The sequence below is a fragment of the Pyramidobacter sp. YE332 genome (assembly GCF_033060595.1).
Taxonomy (GTDB): Bacteria; Synergistota; Synergistia; order Synergistales; family Dethiosulfovibrionaceae; genus Pyramidobacter.
Map to the genome: position 1 here is coordinate 2,219,713 of NZ_CP133038.1, position 18,406 is coordinate 2,238,118.

At 60.5% G+C, this 18,406-nt stretch carries 26 protein-coding genes, 3 tRNA genes and 1 riboswitch; of the genes, 11 read left to right on the forward strand and 18 right to left on the reverse strand.

The genetic code is table 11. The features are described 5' to 3' along the window. The 6 genes from RAH42_RS10465 to RAH42_RS10490 are packed head-to-tail and all read right to left on the reverse strand — an operon-like array spanning nucleotide 1 to nucleotide 4,215. Nucleotides 1-690, reverse strand: coding sequence for a precorrin-2 C(20)-methyltransferase (locus tag RAH42_RS10465; protein ID WP_078016285.1), 690 nt, complete (start codon nucleotides 688-690; stop codon nucleotides 1-3). Nucleotides 691-694: 4 nt separating this feature from the next. After that, on the reverse strand, nucleotides 695-1,510 hold the full coding sequence (locus RAH42_RS10470) for an ABC transporter substrate-binding protein (protein WP_168170046.1): 816 nt from the start codon (nucleotides 1,508-1,510) through the stop codon (nucleotides 695-697). A gap of 11 nt (nucleotides 1,511-1,521) precedes the next feature. Beyond that, on the reverse strand, nucleotides 1,522-2,280 hold the full coding sequence (locus tag RAH42_RS10475; RefSeq protein ID WP_240496138.1) for an ABC transporter ATP-binding protein: 759 nt from the start codon (nucleotides 2,278-2,280) through the stop codon (nucleotides 1,522-1,524). Between the two features lie 23 nt (nucleotides 2,281-2,303). Next, a complete protein-coding gene (locus tag RAH42_RS10480; RefSeq protein ID WP_078016288.1) occupies nucleotides 2,304-3,320 on the reverse strand; it encodes an iron ABC transporter permease in 1,017 nt (338 codons plus the stop codon). A gap of 2 nt (nucleotides 3,321-3,322) precedes the next feature. Further along, a complete protein-coding gene (locus RAH42_RS10485) occupies nucleotides 3,323-3,934 on the reverse strand; it encodes a sirohydrochlorin cobaltochelatase (RefSeq protein WP_317539435.1) in 612 nt (203 codons plus the stop codon). Next, on the reverse strand, nucleotides 3,916-4,215 hold the full coding sequence (locus RAH42_RS10490; RefSeq protein ID WP_317539436.1) for a sirohydrochlorin cobaltochelatase: 300 nt from the start codon (nucleotides 4,213-4,215) through the stop codon (nucleotides 3,916-3,918). The genes RAH42_RS10485 and RAH42_RS10490 overlap by 19 nt, the downstream gene beginning before the upstream one ends. Nucleotides 4,216-4,350: 135 nt before the next feature. Beyond that, a riboswitch (cobalamin riboswitch) is annotated at nucleotides 4,351-4,542 on the reverse strand. Between the two features lie 220 nt (nucleotides 4,543-4,762). On the opposite strand from RAH42_RS10490, the gene RAH42_RS10495 reads away from it, so the two are divergent. Together RAH42_RS10495 and RAH42_RS10500 are read left to right on the forward strand one after the other, a co-directional pair. Further along, nucleotides 4,763-5,173, forward strand: coding sequence for a GNAT family N-acetyltransferase (locus tag RAH42_RS10495; protein ID WP_078016289.1), 411 nt, complete (start codon nucleotides 4,763-4,765; stop codon nucleotides 5,171-5,173). Nucleotides 5,174-5,323: 150 nt separating this feature from the next. Next, a complete protein-coding gene (locus tag RAH42_RS10500; protein WP_078016290.1) occupies nucleotides 5,324-6,796 on the forward strand; it encodes an AMP-binding protein in 1,473 nt (490 codons plus the stop codon). A gap of 162 nt (nucleotides 6,797-6,958) precedes the next feature. Here the strand turns inward: RAH42_RS10500 and RAH42_RS10505 are convergent, their stop codons facing one another. Beyond that, nucleotides 6,959-7,144, reverse strand: a complete 186-nt coding sequence (locus RAH42_RS10505; RefSeq protein ID WP_317539437.1) for a hypothetical protein — start codon at nucleotides 7,142-7,144, stop codon at nucleotides 6,959-6,961. Nucleotides 7,145-7,390: 246 nt separating this feature from the next. On the opposite strand from RAH42_RS10505, the gene RAH42_RS10510 reads away from it, so the two are divergent. The 7 genes from RAH42_RS10510 (at nucleotide 7,391) to RAH42_RS10540 (ending at nucleotide 11,563) form a co-directional block, all read left to right on the forward strand. Then, nucleotides 7,391-7,747, forward strand: coding sequence for a M23 family metallopeptidase (locus RAH42_RS10510; RefSeq protein WP_317540258.1), 357 nt, complete (start codon nucleotides 7,391-7,393; stop codon nucleotides 7,745-7,747). A gap of 47 nt (nucleotides 7,748-7,794) precedes the next feature. Continuing rightward, nucleotides 7,795-8,040 (forward strand): thioredoxin family protein, encoded by a 246-nt coding sequence (locus RAH42_RS10515; protein WP_317539438.1) that lies wholly within the window; start codon nucleotides 7,795-7,797, stop codon nucleotides 8,038-8,040. A gap of 173 nt (nucleotides 8,041-8,213) precedes the next feature. Then, complete coding sequence (locus RAH42_RS10520; RefSeq protein ID WP_078016308.1) at nucleotides 8,214-9,632, forward strand: TolC family protein; 1,419 nt, start codon at nucleotides 8,214-8,216, stop codon at nucleotides 9,630-9,632. Nucleotides 9,633-9,835: 203 nt separating this feature from the next. Next, a tRNA-Thr gene (locus RAH42_RS10525) sits at nucleotides 9,836-9,911 on the forward strand. Between the two features lie 23 nt (nucleotides 9,912-9,934). Beyond that, a tRNA-Tyr gene (locus RAH42_RS10530) sits at nucleotides 9,935-10,020 on the forward strand. Nucleotides 10,021-10,028: 8 nt separating this feature from the next. Next, nucleotides 10,029-10,104, forward strand: a tRNA-Thr gene (locus tag RAH42_RS10535). A gap of 220 nt (nucleotides 10,105-10,324) precedes the next feature. Next, on the forward strand, nucleotides 10,325-11,563 hold the full coding sequence (locus RAH42_RS10540) for a tyrosine-type recombinase/integrase (RefSeq protein WP_317539439.1): 1,239 nt from the start codon (nucleotides 10,325-10,327) through the stop codon (nucleotides 11,561-11,563). A 47-nt stretch (nucleotides 11,564-11,610) separates the two neighbouring features. Here the strand turns inward: RAH42_RS10540 and RAH42_RS10545 are convergent, their stop codons facing one another. The 7 genes from RAH42_RS10545 to RAH42_RS10575 form a co-directional block, all read right to left on the reverse strand. Then, a complete protein-coding gene (locus tag RAH42_RS10545) occupies nucleotides 11,611-11,994 on the reverse strand; it encodes a chemotaxis protein (protein ID WP_317539440.1) in 384 nt (127 codons plus the stop codon). Beyond that, nucleotides 11,900-12,190 carry a transposase gene (locus RAH42_RS10550; RefSeq protein WP_317539441.1) on the reverse strand — a complete coding sequence of 97 codons (291 nt, stop codon included), beginning with the start codon at nucleotides 12,188-12,190 and terminating at the stop codon, nucleotides 11,900-11,902. The genes RAH42_RS10545 and RAH42_RS10550 overlap by 95 nt, the downstream gene beginning before the upstream one ends. 67 nt (nucleotides 12,191-12,257) lie before the next feature. Next, a complete protein-coding gene (locus tag RAH42_RS10555) occupies nucleotides 12,258-13,337 on the reverse strand; it encodes a Rha family transcriptional regulator (protein WP_317539442.1) in 1,080 nt (359 codons plus the stop codon). Nucleotides 13,338-13,456: 119 nt separating this feature from the next. Beyond that, a complete protein-coding gene (locus RAH42_RS10560; protein WP_317539443.1) occupies nucleotides 13,457-13,615 on the reverse strand; it encodes a helix-turn-helix domain-containing protein in 159 nt (52 codons plus the stop codon). A 250-nt stretch (nucleotides 13,616-13,865) separates the two neighbouring features. Then, complete coding sequence (locus tag RAH42_RS10565) at nucleotides 13,866-14,054, reverse strand: hypothetical protein (protein WP_317539444.1); 189 nt, start codon at nucleotides 14,052-14,054, stop codon at nucleotides 13,866-13,868. 122 nt (nucleotides 14,055-14,176) lie between these two features. Beyond that, the gene (locus RAH42_RS10570) at nucleotides 14,177-14,551 is read right to left on the reverse strand and encodes a hypothetical protein (RefSeq protein WP_317539445.1); all 375 of its coding nucleotides are present in this window, start codon (nucleotides 14,549-14,551) and stop codon (nucleotides 14,177-14,179) included. Between the two features lie 3 nt (nucleotides 14,552-14,554). After that, the gene (locus RAH42_RS10575) at nucleotides 14,555-14,953 is read right to left on the reverse strand and encodes a D-Ala-D-Ala carboxypeptidase family metallohydrolase (protein WP_317539446.1); all 399 of its coding nucleotides are present in this window, start codon (nucleotides 14,951-14,953) and stop codon (nucleotides 14,555-14,557) included. 94 nt (nucleotides 14,954-15,047) lie between these two features. Between RAH42_RS10575 and RAH42_RS10580 the strand changes: the two genes are divergently transcribed. Both RAH42_RS10580 and RAH42_RS10585 read left to right on the forward strand, forming a co-directional pair. After that, complete coding sequence (locus RAH42_RS10580) at nucleotides 15,048-15,308, forward strand: type II toxin-antitoxin system RelE/ParE family toxin (RefSeq protein WP_317539447.1); 261 nt, start codon at nucleotides 15,048-15,050, stop codon at nucleotides 15,306-15,308. Continuing rightward, nucleotides 15,305-15,589 (forward strand): toxin-antitoxin system HicB family antitoxin, encoded by a 285-nt coding sequence (locus RAH42_RS10585; RefSeq protein ID WP_317539448.1) that lies wholly within the window; start codon nucleotides 15,305-15,307, stop codon nucleotides 15,587-15,589. The genes RAH42_RS10580 and RAH42_RS10585 overlap by 4 nt, the downstream gene beginning before the upstream one ends. Before the next feature lie 62 nt (nucleotides 15,590-15,651). On the opposite strand, the gene RAH42_RS10590 is transcribed toward RAH42_RS10585, so the two are convergent. The 4 genes from RAH42_RS10590 to RAH42_RS10605 are packed head-to-tail and all read right to left on the reverse strand — an operon-like array spanning nucleotide 15,652 to nucleotide 18,393. Continuing rightward, entirely contained in the window at nucleotides 15,652-16,344 is a 693-nt protein-coding gene (locus tag RAH42_RS10590) for a hypothetical protein (RefSeq protein ID WP_317539449.1), read from the reverse strand. Continuing rightward, nucleotides 16,332-17,318 (reverse strand): radical SAM protein, encoded by a 987-nt coding sequence (locus tag RAH42_RS10595; RefSeq protein ID WP_317539450.1) that lies wholly within the window; start codon nucleotides 17,316-17,318, stop codon nucleotides 16,332-16,334. The genes RAH42_RS10590 and RAH42_RS10595 overlap by 13 nt, the downstream gene beginning before the upstream one ends. Further along, nucleotides 17,319-18,125, reverse strand: a complete 807-nt coding sequence (locus RAH42_RS10600) for a hypothetical protein (protein ID WP_317539451.1) — start codon at nucleotides 18,123-18,125, stop codon at nucleotides 17,319-17,321. Next, nucleotides 18,115-18,393 carry a hypothetical protein gene (locus RAH42_RS10605; RefSeq protein WP_317539452.1) on the reverse strand — a complete coding sequence of 93 codons (279 nt, stop codon included), beginning with the start codon at nucleotides 18,391-18,393 and terminating at the stop codon, nucleotides 18,115-18,117. The genes RAH42_RS10600 and RAH42_RS10605 overlap by 11 nt, the downstream gene beginning before the upstream one ends. Nucleotides 18,394-18,406 lie beyond the last annotated feature (13 nt).

Sequence of the window (18,406 nt, forward strand, 5' to 3'; positions counted from 1 at the left end):
TCAGCGCCACAGCAGCAGGATCGAAAGGTATTCCTCGGCGGGGCCCAGGGCCGCGGCGTCCGTGAAGATCTTTTGGTCGGGCAGACCGGCGCGGTCGATACGCAAAATCTTGTTCCACGGGCCGGCTTCTTCCACCGTCGAGCGGAGCTGTCCACGCAGCGCGCAGGGCTTGTAGACCGCGGCGGCGTCGGCCGCTTTCAGCGCAGCGGCGATCCGTTCGCGCGACGCCGTGGCGGGGACGATGGCGAGGATCTCGCTCCCCATGGCGAGGAACGAGCCGGACTTCGCCGCGGCCAGGCAGTGCGCCGAGATGCCGGGCGTCAGCTCGAGTTCCAGTTCGGGGACGATCTGCTTCCACAGCTCGTAAAGGTAGAAACCCGTGGCGTAGAGCGTAGAGTCGCCGATCACGGGCAACACGACCGTCTCGGCGTTTTGCCAGAGAGGGCGCAGCTCTTCCAGCTGCGCTTTCAGCGCCGCGTCGCGGGATGTCGCGTCGCCGGTCATCGGAAACAACACCGGCGTCGTTTTCAGATCGGGCAGATGCGGTCGTACGGCCTGTTCGGCCACGCTGGCCCGTTCCGCATGAGAATGGGGGCTGAGCACCAGGTCGGCCCGCTCGATCAGTTTCAGCGCGCCGGCGGTGACGAGATCGGGATCGCCGGGACCGACGCCGGCAACGATAAATTTCATGGGATCACTCTCCGTAAAAAATGCGGATCAATTCCGCCCCGCCCGTTTTGAGCCCAAGCAGCGAGGGACGGCTCAGCCAGTACTCGGGGATCTGCGCGAGCTTGACGGAAGCGAGCGCCGCCGCCCACGGGCGGGCTTTGACTTCGTCGAGCGAGGCGCGGTTCATCGGCCCGTGCTGGACGAGGTAGACGTCCAGTCCCCCGGCGAGCAGCTTCATGACGCGCTCTACTCCCCAGGGAGCGACGGCGCTGCCGCGGCGGATCGGTTCGGCTTCCGCGGCGGCGTTCGCGCCTCCGGCCAGTTCGATCAGATGCGCCGCCCACGAATCGGGGGAACAGGTGTGCAGTTCCTTGGCCGTGGCTTCGACGAAGACCGACGGCGCGGGGCGGCCGCCTCGTCGCGCCGCCGCTGCCTGCCGGATTTCATCGCAGGCTTGCGCGAACTGGGCTTCCGCCGCCTGCGGAGCAACGCCGATCAGCGGCGCCAGCGCCCGCAGGTAGGCGGTGAAAGAGTCCCACGAGGGCGGATCGACGCGCATGACGGGAACTCCGGCGCGTTCGAGCACGCCGCGCAGTTCGGGATTTTGCTTTTCCACCAGCGTACGCGTCAGCACGAGATCCGGCTTGAGCGCCAGCAGCGCCTCGGCGCCGACGTTGAGGGCGAAGCGCGGCAGATCGGTGAGGCGCGATGGTTCGTCGTTTTTCGACAGCGCGATCAACCTTCCCTCGCCGCCCAGGGCGATAATGTTGTCGGTGTGCCCCGAATAGAGCGAAACGATGCGCTCGTAAGCCGTCGCCGGCGCGGCCCAAACGAACGCCATCAGAAAAATGATCAGCGTTTTTTTGAAGAAGGATGCCATGCTTTATCACCTTCGGGCGAAATGTAGGGGACGAACGGCGTGTCGTAAAGTTTTTCCAGCACGCCGCCGTCGATGCGATCCGCGCGCCCGGCGGCGATCAGTTCGCCGCCGCGGAGAGCGAGATAACGGTCGGCGCAGGACAGCGCGGCGTTGATGTCGTGGGCGACGACGATCACAGTTTTCCCGCCGGCGGCAAGCCCGCGCATGAGGCGGAAGGCATGCTGGGCCTGGCGGGGATCCATGGCCGAAGTCGGTTCGTCGAGCAAAAAGATGGGCGGATCCTGGGCCAGTACCATGGCGAGGAGCACGCGCTGCCGCTCGCCGCCCGACAGTTCGGTGACGGGGCGGAAGAGCAGCGACGCGATTTCCAGACGCTCGGCTGCCGCCTGAATGGCACGGTCGTCCGCGGGCGAGCGCCGAGCCAGCAGACGCTGGTACGGCAGACGGCCGAAACCGATCACGTCGTAGACGCTGAAAGCCGCTTTCATGACCGCCTGCTGGGCGACGACGCCGAGCAGGCGGCCGAGCTCGCGGCGAGGACAGCGCCGGATCTCGCGCCCGCCGAGCGCGAGGCTGCCCCGATAGGGCAAAAAACCGCCCAGCGTTTTGAGCAGCGTGCTTTTGCCGCTGCCGTTGGGGCCGATCAGAGCCGTCACCAACCCCGGTTCGACCGAGCCGGAAACGCCTCTGAGGACTTCGCGGTCCCCGTAGCCGGCGCTGAGATCGCGCAAACAATACGAAAGAGACGGCGCGGTCATTTTCTTTTCACCAGAATCCAGCAGAAAAAAGGGCCGCCGATCAGCGCCGTGATCACGCCGACGGGCAGTTCCCCGAGACGCTGGGCCGCTCCGTCCGCCAGCGCCGTCAGCAGAGCGCCGGCGAGGAAGCTGAAGACCAGCAGCGGCCGGTGCGAGGGCCCGATGAGGAGCCGCAGGACATGCGGCGCCACCAGCCCCACGAAACCGATGATGCCGAAACTGCTCACGCTCATGGCCGTGCCCAGCGATGCGGCGCAGAGCAGACGCCGCCGCAGTTTTTTCTCGTCGACGCCGAGCATTTCCCCCTGCCCTTCGCCGAGCGAGACGGCGTCGAGCCGTCGCCCGTAAAGCCAGGCCGGGACCAGCGTGATCGCCGCGCCCAGCCAGACCAGACGCGCCGCCGCGGGCGAAGCGCCGGAAAAACTGCCCATCAGCCAGAGCACGATCGCTCCCAGCTTGTCGTCGGCGACGGCCTTGAGAAGCGTCACCCCCGCCGAGAGCACGGCGTTGGCGACGATGCCCGCCAGCACCAGATACGCGCCGCTGCCGCCGTTTTTGCGCGCGATCAGATTGACCAGCGCCAGCGAACCGAGCGCGCCGGCGAACGCCGTCGGCGTCACCGCCAAGCGGTCGAAGAAAAATCCCACCGCGCCGCCGAACGCCGCGCCCGCGGCGATGCCCAGCGTGTAAGGTTCGGCCAACGGATTGGCCAAAAGCCCCTGCAGGACGACACCCGAGACGGCGAGCAGCCCCCCGGCTCCCGCCGCCGCGAAGAACCGCGGCAGGCGGACGGCGCGGATCACCAGCGCCTCGGCGGTCTCGCTCTCGGCGGCGGGAAGAAACGGCGAGAGCAGTTCAAAGACGCGGGAGAGTGGAATATTCCACTCTCCCTGCGTGATTCGCCACAGCGCCGTCAGAAAGAGCAGAACGCCGAGCGCCGCTCCGAGGCGGAAGTATCGCGCACGAAGTTGCGAACGCCAGCGCTCGAGATTTCCGACAGGCGACGGAGGCATGTTTACTTCATCATTTCCTTCAGGTGTTCCACGAAGGCGGCGGTAACGTTCTTGTCCTCGCCAAGGCCCTTGATGTAAGTCTCGACGGCGAAGCCTTCCTTCTTGAGGATGCTGTACCAGGACTCCGGATCGTCTTTGTCGGCCATGTCGTTGTTGGCGTGGTCGCCGGCCACGATCATCAGCGGCGAGACGAGCGTCTTCTTGTAGCCGGCTTTCTTCAGCGCGGCGACGACGTCTTCGATCAGCGGCGTGTTCTCGACGGTGCCGATGAAGAAACGGCCGTCGGCGACTTTGTTTAGGGCGACCTGAAGCTGGCTGTACATGGCGTTGGCGATATGGTGCGGCGTGCCGTGTCCCATCAGCACGACGGCGGTGTCCTTGCCGGCGAGTTTTTCGAATCTCTTCACGAGGATCGCGGCCATCTCGTCGCAGCCTTCGACGCTGGACAGGAACGTCTTGCCGAGGCGCAGATCCTTGATGCCGTATTTGCCTTTCAGTTCGCCCCAAGCTTCGACAACGTTCTTGATCTCGTCGTATTCGGCGCCGGGGATGATGTGCGTCGGCATCACGCCGACCGTAGCGAACCCTTCGTCGTTCAGCTGCGCCAAAGCCATGACGGGCGTGGGGGAACGTTCTTCTTGCCTTCGCGGGCCAGCTTGCGGCGGATGATGTTGGAGGTAAAGGCCAAGCGCACCTCGGCGCCGGGGAACGCCTTTTTGGCGGCGACGACCAGATTGTCGATCGCTTTGCGGGCGCTGGGCATGGAGGTGCCGAAAGAGGTGATCAGGATGGCCTGTTTCTCTTCCTTTTTGGCTTCCTTGGCGCAGGCGATCCCGGAGAAAGCGACGGCCACGAGGGTGACGGCGAGAATCATGGACTTAAAGGACATATTCATCAGACGACCTTTCATGAAATTTTTTTCCGAAGCTCGGGCCTCGGGAGACAAAAAAAGACACGACCCTGCGTCGTGTCCTTCCGCCGCGGCTGTCACTGGTCAGCCGCACAGGAGTTCGCCCACGCAAACATTCCCCCTTTGCAAGCTCCCTTTAAAGAATATTCTGGCTTCTCTTCATCCTCGTCCGAGTCTTCCCAATAACGCGATCAGTGACGTGCTTCGGATTTGTCCGAGTTACAGCGGCGGGGCCGCGCCGGATTTCCACCGGCTTCCTCTTTAAACGGAGTTCCATGTTCGATTGCCGTCATTATAACACGGAGTCGCAGCCGCTTCAATGAAACATAACGAAGATGAAAACGTTTTTTGCGCGGCGGAAAATGACGAAGCCCCGGCTCCGTGCCGAAGAAACGCGCCGCCGAATTTTTGGGGGCGGACGCGGCGACAAAATTCTGCAATCGGCGCTTGCCAATTTGGCGGCGAAAAATTACCATATAACCGGTGATCGAAGAAAATATCGCGTTACATTTCTCATGGAGGTGCTTCTTAATTGGAAAATTCACTGCGCCTTGAAGTGGTTACATCGCTCCGCCCCGAGGCGGTCGTCGATCTTTACATGGATGCCGGCTGGTGGGAAGAGGGCTGGAGCGAAGACGTCATCCCCGCGATGGTGGCCAATTCCTTCCGGTTCGTGGCGCTGTTCGACGGCGGCGAGCTGGTCGGCATGGGACGCGCCCTTTCCGACGGCGTCAGCGACGCTTACATTCAGGACATCGTGGTGCGCACCGATTACCGCGGTCAGGGCTGGGGGAAGAAGATCGTTTCCCGGCTTGTGAAGGAACTCCGCGCCGTCGGGATCGACTGGATCGGTCTGGTCGGCGCTCCGGGCACCCAAGCCTTTTACGAGAAGCTCGGCTTCAGCGAAATGCCCCAGTTCGTGCCCATGAAGTATCAGTGCTGAGCCGGACTGAAGACATAAAAGCATCCGTTTGCCTTGAAAAGGAGAATCGTGTAGAATTCTTGAAATGCGTCCTTGCCAGGGCGCGCCAAGCTGAGAAATGAGCCGGCCGGCGCGGAGATTCTGCCGCCGCTTTATCTGAGGAGGAAACAAATGGAACGTCTTGAAGATCTCCTGCTGGAGAGTTTGAGAAAACGCGCCGCCGCGGATGTGTTTTGGTGGGACGGGGAGTGGCTGAAGGGGCAGGCGCTGCTGGACGCCGTCGCCGCGGAACGCGAAGCGCTGACGGCGGCCGGTTTCAAAGAAGGGCAGCGGCTCATGACGCTGCTGCCCAACTGCCCGGCGCTGCTGACGTTGACTCTTGCCGTCTGGACCCTGAAAGGCACGCTGGTCCCGCTGAACATGCGCGCCGGCACCGACAATCTGCTGCCCACCATCGACCTCGTGCAGCCGTTCGCGATCGCGGTCGCGCGCGGCGACGCCAAAGCCGCAGCGGGCGTGCTGCGCTACCCCGTCGTGGAGATCGAGCCGACGACAGGCACGCTTGACAAATTCCGCGGCGTGGAACGCAAAACGACGACGTCCGACTGGGCCGTGTTCTTCACGACCTCGGGCACGACCGGCCTGCCCAAGGCCGTGCCGCTGAGCCACGAAAATTTCGTCGACAACGTGCGCTCGATCTGCAAACATTTCCCGATTTATCCGAGCGACACGATCATCTGGGCGCTGCCGAACTTCCACTCCTTCGGCCTGACGCTCTCCATGCTGCTGCCCCAATACGCCGGCGCGAAAGTCGCCGCCGTGCCCGCATTCATGCCGCCGCTGAAAACGCTCGAGGCGATCCGCGACGCCGGCTGTACCGTGCTGTTCCTCGTGCCCGCCATGCTCGAGTTCCTGAAGCGTTCGGCCGCACACAATCCCATCGAGATCAACTCGGTCCGCGCCGTCATTACCGGCGGCGACCGGCTCAATACGATGCTCGACCAGGCCAGCATGGAGCTGTTCGGCCATCCCATTCTCGAAGGCTACGGCACGACCGAGTGCTCACCCGTCGTCACCTTCAACAACGACGAAAAGACGCGCAAGCTCGGCACCATCGGTCCCGTCCTGCCCGGCTACGAGTGGAAAGTCTGCGATCAGCAGGGCAACGCGCTGCCGCCGGAAACGCCCGGCGTGCTCAAACTGCGCGGCAAGTCCGTGTTCCACGGCTACTACGAAGCGCCCGAAGTCACCGCCGAGCGCCTCGCCCCCGACGGCTGGTACGACACCGGCGACGTCGTCAAATACGACGCGGACGGCTACATCACCGTGCTCGACCGCCTCACCGACATCATCATCGTCGGCGGTTTCAACGTCTATCCCCAGGAAGTGGAACGCATCCTCAACGTCCATCCGTCGATCGCCCAGGCGGCCGTCGTGGCCATGCACCACCTCGTCAACGGCGAGATCCCGCGCGCTTTCGTCGTGCTCAAGGAAGGCGCTTCGGTCACCGACCGCGACATCATCGAATACTGCAAGGGCAAACTCGCCAACTACAAGATCCCGCGCAAGGTCGATTTCGTCGAGAGCCTGCCCGTGTCGCCTTCGGGCAAGATCCTGCGCCGCAAGCTGAGAGAGCTTGAGTGACGTCTGGCCGGCCCAAAAGCTTTCGCCGCCCGGGCGAATTTTTTCAGAGGTGAGAGAAGAAGTGAAGAAATTTGTCCTGGCGCTGCTGCTGACGTTCGCATTCATGCCGGCGGCGTTTGCCGCGCGCATGCGGCTGACGGTGCCGGAAGAGGCGCCGATCGGTCAGCCTTTTTTTCTGGAGCTGCGCGCCAACGAAGCGATCGGCGACGTCACGGTGACGTGGCGCGGGCAAAAGTTTGTCCTCGCGCCGCGCCGCAACGCCGTGCGCACGATCCTCGGCGCGCCCAACGACGCCAAACTGGCCGGATCGACGCTGCCCGTGCAGGTAGAGTTCGACTGCGGTGCCAAAGGCCGGATCCGGGCCGAACGAAAAATCAAAGTGACCGGCTACCGTTACCCCAAACAGGTGCTCACAGTCGCGCCGAAGATGGTCACTCCGCCTCAGTCGGAGTTGAAACGCATCGCCGAAGAGCGCCAGCTCGTGCGGAAAGCGCTGGCGACGCGCAGCAAAGGCGGCGTGCTGCCGCGCCGTTACGTGCCCCCGTGCCGGGGATCCCCACCGCGTATTTCGGCGGCTTCCGCGTCTACAACGGCGTGCCCCGCAGCGGCCATGGCGGCCTCGACCTGCGCGCCGCCGTCGGTACGCCGGTCAGAGCGATCGCCGACGGTACGGTCGTGCTCGAAGGGGCCCATTATTTTTCCGGCGGCGCCGTCTACGTGGATCACGGCGGCGGCGTGCTGTCCGCCTATTTCCATCTTTCGAAGAACCTCGTCGAAGCCGGCCAGAAAGTGAAAGCCGGCGACGCGATCGCCCTTTCCGGCGCGACGGGGCGCGTCACCGGACCGCACCTCCACCTCGGCCTTTTCAGCGGCGGCGCGGCGCTCGATCCTCTGCCGCTGCTCGAACCACAAAGATTGCCCAAAGGCGTGGAAGTGCTGTACGAATTTTAGGCTTCGATTTTATTTATCCAAGGAGGAACCACGATGAAAAAATCACCATGTTCATGTTCGAAAGCTGCCCTCACTGCAAGCTGGCCCGCAAGTGCCTCGACGAGCTGAAGGCCGAACACCCCGAGTACGCCGCCGTTCCGTTCGAGATGGTCGACGAGAAGAAACAGCCCGACGTCGCCGCGAAGTACGATTACTATTATGTGCCCACGTTTTTCGTGGACGGCGAGAAAGTTCACGAAGGGCACGCCGAGAAGGCCGACGTGGAAAAAGTCTTCAAGGCCGCCCTGGCATAGCGAGAAAATCGCACGCGAACGCCCCGCCTCACGGCGGGGCGTTTTCGTTTCGAACAGGTTACAGGAACTGAACAAAATTGCCGCTGCGGCTTCTTGATTCCCGCAAATTTATGTATAATGGCGGCAACGCATCTTTCGTCGGGCGCGAAAAAGCCCGACCGATCAGGAGGCTGATGCCCGTGTACAAGGAAACGATCGCCGCTCTTCTGGCGGCCGCTGTGCTGGCCGTCCCCGCCGCGGCGAAGGACGGCCGCGCCTCAAAACGCCCCGAACGTCCCGTGCTGACGACGGAGACGGCCCTTGAACTGGCCTGCGCGAACAATCCCTCGCTGGCGGCCGCCGAGGCCCGCATCGAACAGGCCCGGCAGCAGCTCGCCCAGGCCCGCGCCGACAAACTGCCCAAGCTGTACGCCGCGCTCGCCGGGGCGTGGCAGGGCGAGGAGGGAAAAGTTCCTGCTGTTGTAACCGTCGATCCAAAGTCCGATCCGCCTAAAGTTTTCAGCGGTTACGCCCTCAATTCCTTCGAAGAGGCGTATCAGGCCGCGCTCGGCGTGCAGTGGCTGCTTTTCAGCAGCGGCGCCGTCGAGAACACGATCGCCGCGCGCACAATGGCCTTCCGCGGCATTCAGACCCGCGAAGTCCGCACCGGCCAGGCCGTGGAGAACGCCGTGCTCGTCTCCTATTACAACCTGCAGCGCGCCCGCGCCAAGCTGGCCGTGGCCGAAGAGGTGCTCGCGCTTTCCAAAGAACATCTGTCGCAGGTCAGGAACTTTTTCAAGTACGGCGTCGTCGCTCAGGACGAAGTGCTGCGCGTGGAAGTCGACGTGTCCAACGGCGAGCTGAACGTGATCTCCGCCAAAAACGCCGTGGACGTGCGCTGGCGCGCGCTCGAACGCGCCGTCGGCACCGAGCTGCGCTCGAAATTCGACCTGCCGGAGCCGGACCGGAACGCGGCGCCGAAAGACGCGCCCCACTGGGACGAGGCCAGCCTTTACGCCCTGCGTCCCGAGCTGAAGGCGCTCGATTTCTCGCGCCGCGCCGCGCTGGCCGTCGCCGCCGCGTCGCGCGCGTCTACCGGTCCGAAGATTGTCGCCGGCGGAGAAGTTTTCAACACGGGGCGCGATTTCTGGCCCGACGATCTGGACACGTGGAAGCTGTCGCTCAGCCTGCGATGGGATTTCTACGACGGCGGCAAGGCCCGCGCCCAGGTCAAGGAGTACAGAGCGCGGGCGCAGGAACTGCTCGCCCAGATCGAAGACGTGAAACGGCAGGTCGCGCTGGAGGTCTCGTCGGCGCAGCTGAACTTCGAATCGGCGCGCCAGCGCATCGACGTGGCTTCACGCCAGGTCGCCAGCGCGCAGGAAGATTACCGCATGGCCCTGTTGCGCTATAAATCCAGCGTCGGCACCAACCTCGACGTGCTCGACGCCCGCACCGCCCTGACCAACGCCCGCACTCAGCTCGTCGACGCCGTTTACGACATGAACAGCAGCCGCGCCGATCTCGACTACGCGCTCGGCCTTTCGGAACGGTTCAAGCTGCCCGACGCCGTTCCGCCCGCGGCGGCAGGACGGAACGGCGCGAAAAATTGAAAAGCGAGGCGGCGGAGCGGTCGTTTTCATCGAACAAGCGGCCGTTTCGCCGCGCTCTTTTCGCGCTTTTTCGCCCGCCGAAGGCTCGTCGAAAGGACGACACAGGATGGAGGTTGTTCTCCCGAGCCGCACGCCGCGAACGAAGAAATTTGCATTTGCCCGTTGACTTTTGACGAAAACCCTTTATAATGTCTTCCTGTCAGGCCGGCGTAGCTCAGTTGGTAGAGCAGCTGACTTGTAATCAGCAGGTCATCAGTCCGACTCTGATCGCCGGCTCCAGTTTTGACAACTTCATACGACGTGGTAGTGTGGCCGAGTGGTCAATGGCATCAGACTGTAAATCTGACGGCGAGAGCCTACGGTGGTTCAAATCCACCCGCTACCACCATTTTTTAAGCCGACTTAGCTCAGTAGGTAGAGCACATCCATGGTAAGGATGGGGTCCCCGGTCCGAATCCGGGAGTCGGCTCCATTTTTTTATCTTTTTGCCGTTGACAAGCAATGTTTTTCAACGAAGATTAAAGATTGGGGACGTTGCGCCGCAACGTCTCTGTTTGTTATAATTCGTTTAAAGTCGTTAAGTGTCATTGGTTGTTATTATGCTCGATCGGTGACGTAAAGTGGTGACTTAAAACTGCCCTATCGTTTCGAGTCACCGCTAAAATCGGTGACTTGAAACGGAGGCGTTGAAAATGCTCGATCGAACGGGGAAGAAAAAGAAGGCTGACGGCACGCCGCTGACGAAGGTGACGATCGACCAGGCAAAGCCGGAAGCCAAGGCGTATGTCTTGGCCGATACGGCGAATGGTCTGTATCTGCGCGTCTACCCCAGCGGGTTGAAGAAGTGGGTCATCCGCACGCGCATCGGCGGCGTGGAGGCTCGCCGGACGATCGGCAGGTATCCCGACATGTCGCTGAAAGACGCCCGCATCGAGGCGAGCAACATCGCCGAAGATCTGTTGAACGGGCGGGCGCTGCGCGGACCGTCTTTGCAGCAGCTGGCCGACCGTTGGCTGACGGAGTTCGTGCGCAAGAAAACGCCCGACGAGGAGTACATCAAGCGCCTGCGCTTCTCGTATTTCAGCGCGGCGCTGCGGCAGAAACCCTGCGCCGACGTGACGCGCCGCGAGCTGGTCATGGATCTGAAGCGGATCCAGAAAGAGCATTCGTACAAGACCGCCCAGCGCACCGCGACCATCGTCACCGGCCTGTTCGACTACGCGCTCGACGAAGGCGTGCTCGGCAAAAGCCCGGCCGGCAATCTGTCGCGCGCGCTGATCCCCGACTCGCCCGAGGACACGGAGCAGCAGCACTTCGCGGCGGTCACCGATCCTGCCGGCGTCGGGCGCCTGATGCGCGCCATCGACACCGTTTCCACGCCGACGACGCGTCTGGCGCTGCTGTTTGTGATGTACACGTTCGTGCGCCAGAAGGAGATGCGCCAAGCAACGTGGGCGGAAATCGACTTTGAAAAACGTCTCTGGATCATTCCCGCGTCTCACACCAAGCGCCGGCGAGAACAGCGAGATCATGTGGTGCCGCTGTCGCGCCAGGCCATGGCGATTTTGGAAACGCAAAAAATGCGCTCATTCACCAGCAAAGAGGCGCTGATCTTTCCGTCCGATATCAAGGGGGCCCAGCTGCCGAAGACGCTGCTGCTCAACGCCGTGAAAACTCTGCACGCGACGCTGCCGGAAGACCAGCGTCCGCCGGAGACGACGGTGCACGGCTTCCGCGCGACGGCCAGCACGCTGCTGAACGGCATGGGATTCCCCCGCGACGTGATCGAACGCCAGCTGTCGCACAAGGAGCGCGACAAGGTGCGTAATGCGTACAACCGCTTCGAATACATCGAGGAACGCACGGCGATGATGCAGGTCTACGCCGACTATCTGGATGCTTTGCGTGACGGCACCCCGACATATGAGTGAAAAACAAAAAAGAGCGGGCACCGTCAATGACAGACGATGCCCGCTCTTTATTTTGCTATGGCCATACTCGCAGCTCCGACCAGCAACCCCAGCAGGAGCCCCTGTGCCCGTCCACGCCTGATGCGTCTATTATACTCCGCCCGCTCCGCCGCCAGCTCGCGCCGGAGGTCCACGACGAGCCGCCGCGTATCCTCCGCCTGCGCGGCGATCTCCGCCCGCAGATCGTCCAGTCCCTGCCGCAGGACGCGGGCGCTCTCGCGATCCGCCGTCCAGCCGGCGATGGTGTCGCGCATGGCGGCCTCGGAGAGCAGATACCCGTCGGAGACGCGCTGAACATCAGCGGCCTGCGCGATACTCTGCCAGCAGAACGTCGAGAGCAGTAGCGAGACGGTCAGCAGGTAGATCATCAGTCCGCTTTTTGGCTTGAGCACGAACAGTCACCTCCCTTTGTCTGGTGGCGTCCACGATGGCATCCGCCCGGCGCTCGGACGTGGCGGCGCTCTCGCGCAGGCGGGAGATCAGCGCGTCCGTCTCACGCCAGTCCTGATATTGACGCCAATAGATAAACGCCAGCAGTCCGACAACGACAACCGCCGCCAGCCATAACAGCCAAGATTTTTTCGTCATCTCGCATGTCCTCCAATAAAACAAGGCGGCCCCCTGTAGAGGTCGCCTTGTCCGTTATTCAGATGCATTACAGCGCTTCGAAATACTTCTTCATCCACTCGCGGGCGAACTCGCTGTACGCCCACAGCCGGGATTCATTTTTGCCCCTCTGGTCGGCGTACCAATAGCCGAACTCGTTGCGTTCGCCCTTGGGCGCTTTCAGCCGGTAGCGGAGCGCGACTTTACCGATGTATCCCCGGCTCGTCTCGAACTCTTCCGCCAGCTGCGTGGCGGTGTAGTAGCCGCGCGCCGGAGGGACGAAGCGGTAACAGCGCCGACGCCGTCGCGCCTTCTTTCCCGGCAGAGGCAGCGCCAGCTGGTCTTCCTTCCGCGGCGCGCTTTCCGGCAGCTTCTCAGGCCCTTTGGTCAGGATTGATTCGGGCTTCTTCATCCCCTCCAGCAGCGCCAGATTGCGGCGCAGCAGTTCGAGGCGTTCGGCCTCGTGATCCACTTCGATCTCGACCACGCGGTCGGAATGCCCGCGGATGATCTCTTCCATGGCGTTGAAGGCCTTGATGTAGGCTTCTTTGAACGCCGCCGCTTTCTTGCCCGTGTAGCCCATCACGAGGAACGTGAACCCGTCGCGGGTCATCATGTAGTAGGGAACTTCTTTTTGCGCGCCGTTAGCAACTTCAACGGTTCGGGACAAGAGCTCAAAATTGAGCTTTTGAAAATCAAAGGAACAGTCCAGCTCTTTAATATCTCGCATCACATTTTTATGTTCCTTCTCGAAATACTTGGACACGTCCATGCTGCCGACGCGGGCTTCGCCCTTCCAGAGCGTCACGCCGAGGGTGGAGCTTTCGGGCGCGACCGGCCGGGCGAAGAAGCCGTAGGTCACTTCCTGATTCGACCAGTTGTTGAACATCGACTCCAGCGATTCGAGACTGACCTCGCAGTTGTGCTTGATCAGGTCGGCGATGTACAGATACGCCACGAACAGATTGTCGCCGTACTTCCATCTCCGGTCGACGCCTTCGGGGAACCTGTGAAGCCCCTGATTCCAGAGCGCCAGCGCTTCGCGAATCGCCATGGCCCGAACGGCCTCATTGGGGAGCTGGTTGAACAGATGGTCCTTGCCGTAGAGTTTCGGTAATGGTGCGAGCATGTTTTTACCTCCATGAATAATCGCTCATCCACAGAGGGCAGAAGATTGTGGTATAATCTCCATGGAACCTCTGTGGTTCTGGGGCCCCGAATAACCAAGTCCGGCCAAAGACTTGATGGTTATTCGGGGTTGCCTTTTTTGAGTTCGCTTTCAGGAATGCGCCACGCCTTCCCGAACTTTACGCCTTTCATTCGGCCTGTACGCAGCCATATCCTCACGGTGTCAATGTGAACTCCAATGATTTCGGCAACCTCCTTTACTGTGAGAAGTTTATCCATTTCTCGCCCTCCTTCCTTATTCACGATGATACCATATGATTAAAGATGATTCAAGGGGGGCAGAAAAATATTCTCGAAGAGGTTGCCGTAGAGTTTCGGTAGTGGTGCGAGCATTTTTTACCTCCATGAATAATGGCTCATCCACAGAGGATAGAAGATTGTGATATAATCTCCATGGAACCTCTGTGGTTCTGGGACCCCGTTCATCTGTCTTCTGCCGAGAAGATTTTGCAGATGCGCGGGGTTTTTGCTATTTGTCCGCAGGTTCAAATTTTAATGTACCGGCGGCAAAGCGTTCCATAAAATTCTCAAGCACGGTGTTCATGGGAAGCCCCAACTCCACGCACTTAATCTTGAAAGGCAGTAGCTTTTCAGAATTAATCGTCGTGGTGAAGGTTTTTCTTCCCCTTGAGTTTTCCTCTTCGCCTCGCTTTGCCATGTGTATATCACCTCGCTTTCAGGACACATTATAAACATGTTTTTACATAGTGTCAAGTATTAACACGTTTATGAATATCCCGGAAGCATTCCTACAAGAATCCAATTTTGAATTCGCGTAACTTACTCATCGTGCCCACGGCGATCCCACTTCCCCTCCGACAGCCACTTTTGCAGACCGTCGAACGCGGCCTGCAGCGTCTCCTGGATCTCGGTATAGCAGATGTCCAAAAGAGGGCCGCCAACGTAGCCGCACATGGAGATGATGACCGCAGACAGCTGCTTGCTCACCCCCAGGCTGTCAAGCCCCCAGGCGACAATCGCGCCGATCGCCCCGGCGCTGATCAGCCCCACTGTAAAACGCCAGCCGTCGAACGGCTCTCCGAGATGCTCACGACCGGCGCGTACTCCTTGAAAAATCATGGCCAGCATCGCTCCCACACCTCCCGTCATGGCGATGTCGATCAACGTCCGCTCGTGCTGTTCCTCTCCCGGCATTGACTATCTCCTTTTTCGCAAATCCCACTTTCTCAAATGCCCATCCGGCGCTTTGGCGACATCGATGTGCACGCCCCAATCATAGAGCCCGACGCCGCCCAGCTCGGGCAGCCGTCCGTCGTACCACGCCTTGGCGATGGCGTTGTAGACTGCCAGCGGCGACAGGCGTTCACAATGGAAATCCATCGCCTGCCCCTTCAGATGTTTCGACGTCGGCGAACCGCCCTGCCTGGTGTTGCGCGCCTTGCAGCGGCACACGCTGTGAACGTGCATTGGTTCTTTCAGGATTGTCCTAACCTTCTCCGCCAGTTCCAGCAGCCGCGGATCGGGCGTGTCGAAACCGCAGTGATCGCGGCACGCGCACTCCTCCCGGCTGAAATGCTCCGATAGTTTTTCGGACATAAAATCACCTCAGTCATATTCTGTAGAAACCAAACTCGCCCTTGACTTTTAGTACCATATATGATACTATTACATCAGCAAGGGAGGCGGCAGCATGGAGATACTGCTCAAAAAGCAACCGCAAAAATACCTCAAAAAGCTCGACGAAAAAACGAGAACGAAGCTGTATGCCGCCCTCGACGAAGTCTCGGAATTCAAGGGCGACATTCGCAGGCTGGCGGGCACGAAAAATCTATACCGCTACAAAACGCCGCCTTTCCGCATCATCTTTGAATGGCGCAAGAGCGAAATCGTTATCACCGTCATCGAAATCAACACTCGAATCGATATCAAATACAAGGAGGCCGCACGATGAAAAAAGGACTCGGAATGGAAGATATCCGGCGCCGCATAGCGCGCATCGACGCGCAGCCCGCCGAGGAACTGACGCCTGAAGAACGGGCGTCGCTGGACGCCGCGGAGGCCATGGACGACGGGACGACCATTGCCTTGGAGGAACTGAAGCTGCAGCTCGACGAGTACAGCGGGCGCATTGTGCTGCGGATCCCGCGCAGCCTGCATAAGACGTTGAAAGACGCCGCCGCCGTCGAGGGAGTCAGCCTCAACCAGTACATGTTGTATAAACTGGCGCGCTAGACAGCGCCGATCAACAAGGACGCTCCCGCGTGAGGGCGTCCTTGTTGCGTTTTAGTTCTCCTTTACGGCTCCTGCGGCGTAGGCGTATAGGTATATGTCGTGTCGGGGTCGAAGACGGGGGTGTCGTGGGGTGTCCAGATACAAGGTACGGCGTTCACTTCCGCTTCCGTCGTCGCGGCCTGCACGGCGGCTATGTGCAGCGCTTTGTCGGCGGCGATCTGGGCACGTTGGGAATCGATTAGATTTAGCACGAAAATAAAGAGGTTCATCCCGCAGCTCTGGGGAAGGGTCGCACCGGAGAAGGTGTTATAGGTGTTTACCAGATTATCGAGTGCGGTTTGTTCCTCGGGCGTCTGGGGGCCGTCGTTCAGGTGCGCGCACAACGAAGCGACGACTCCGATGGTATCTTCGGGGGCTGCTTCGGGACCGGGGGCAAGCATCAGAAGCATCTCGTCGATCTCTGTCGCTTGTCGCGCCGCGTGGCTTTCGATCAGCTGGATGCGCTGCGTTTTCAGCGCATCCAGGCGAAGCGCCGGTATGTTCAGTTCACCTTGCGCGTCGATACGCACGCAGACGGGGTAATACCCCGAAGCGCAGCGGTAGGGCGCGCCTGTCCCTGTCAGCTCGTCCATGCCAAGAAAAATGTCGAACAGCCATTCCCTAGAGTTATTTTCAACTTCGTGCCCGGCGACTTTTACTTTGTCGTAGGCTTTGATGTCGTTATCGTAGCTGTCTTTATAGGTTACGAATGCCATGTCGTTTTCCTTTCTTTCAATGAATGGTATATGCGCGCCACTGCGCGCGCCCATGTGTACGCGCACCACGGCCTTACGTGAGCCGTATCGCCACGCGTGTAGGCGTAGCACGGGTTGCACTCGCGGTACAACACGCATTCGCGGCACGTGTGCGGGGCCATGCGCGCTTCTACCCGCCAGTTTTTCGACGGCTGTCTTTTGTTGCAGGCGAACTGGATACACGGGTACTCTGTGCCGTCGGGCGTTTGACAGCGCGCCGTTTCGCCTATGCCGCAGCCGTGTGCGACGCGGTCGGGAGGGGGGAGAAGCTCCTGCCAGATCGCGCATTCCGGATGCGCTTCCATCCAATCGACGACAAGACACATTTGTTCCGCAAGGGTGGGCGCGAGTTCCATCGGTATCGGATCCTGCACCGTGAAATTTGAAACGACCGTCTCGACGCCGAGTCCGAGCAGGAAGACGACGTTTTCGGCGTAGTCCGGGATGTCTTCGGGCGTGAATGTCGCCTTGACGGAAAAGCGTTCTTTGGGGAGAAGCGTCTGCGCAGTTCTCAGCCCCGCGACCGCAGCGTCGAAGCTGCCGCACCGATTTTTGTCGTGCCGCGCTTTACATCCGTCGATAGAGAAACCGAAACGGATATTGCCCCGGTATTTTTCGATGAGCGCTTTCTGGCGCTCTCCCGAAACCAGCGTGCCGTTAGTCTGTATTTTGAATTGCGGGCGGCAGTGGAACTCTTCGATAACTGGCGTAAGACGCGTGAAAAGCTCGTCCAGTTTTTCGGGGTACAATAGCGCTTCGCCGCCGATGCAGTAGACGAGTATGTCCTCGTCACGCGGGTTGTCCTCGTGGAGTCTGCTCGAAACATAACGGCAGGCCCGTTCCGGGTCGAATACGTCGTTCCATTTTTTGCACTGGTAACAATAAGAACACCGCAGGTTACAGTCGAAATTCGTGAAAACGAGGTAGGTCCGCATTTACACGACGAGATGGGCGTTTTCGTTGACCGTGTACGACCGCAACGCCTCGACGCCCTGCTGCGCCGCGAGCGCGATCTCTCGGATCCCCGCCACGTCGTGCCCGGCGAGGGCGACGTCGCCGAGGGGGACGCTGACAGCGAGAAGATCGTTCAGCTGCGCCCGTTCGTCTTCGGGGAGCAGCGTCTGGATGCGACCAAGTATATAGCACAGAATAATAGACAGCTTCTCGATGCGGGAATAGAGCGAACCGTACTCGCGCAGCGTGATCGTTTCTTTCACCACTTCGAGCATGTGTTCCGTGACGCCGTGCTCGTTCAGCGCCATAAAGCTGTCGTTGTCGCGGAGATACTGGTACTTGAAAGCGTTCTTGTAGAGGTCGGCAAGTGTCTTTTCGCCGCCGAAGAACACGCGCTTGTAGCTCAGCGCGTAATTTTCGGGCTGCGCTGCCGGAGGTACCTCATCGTAGACGAGGTATTTCCGAACCCCCGTGGGGAGGTACTCGCCGGAACCCACCAGCGGCGCGTAGACAATTTTTCCTTCGATGGGCGTGTCGAGGTATTCGTCGTTGATTCCTTGCCCCCAGTAGAACAAGCTGACGTAGACGCCGTTGTGGTAATGGCCGACGACGGTGTTGTTTTTGTCGTAAACGAATTGGTCATCATGCGTCAAAACGTCGGGTTCTATCGTGTTTTCGCCGAGAACGGCCGTGTATTCCCCGCTCTGGTAAGCTTTGATGTTCTCGAATTTGGCGATGGTCTTAGGGTAGTTGTACCGGTTCAAGAGTTCGATAAAACTAAGCGCCATGGGCGACACCTCCTGTCATCGAGCGATACAGGTTTAAAACTGGCCTTTCGTCACACTTGAGCTCACCGAAAGAGACGCCGCCGCGCCATTCAGGACACGAGCGATCCAATCGGAACAATCCCAGCGCAAGATTGAGGATTTCGCGCAGCCCCCAATTCGGCGCTTCTGCATCATCGGGGACAAGGACAACACTCTGCCCGTCGCGCAGGCAGCGTTCTGTTTCGCTAGCCCAGTCGGTGTAGCTTGAAAGTCGAATTTCGCATCTCATTTTTTCTCCTCCA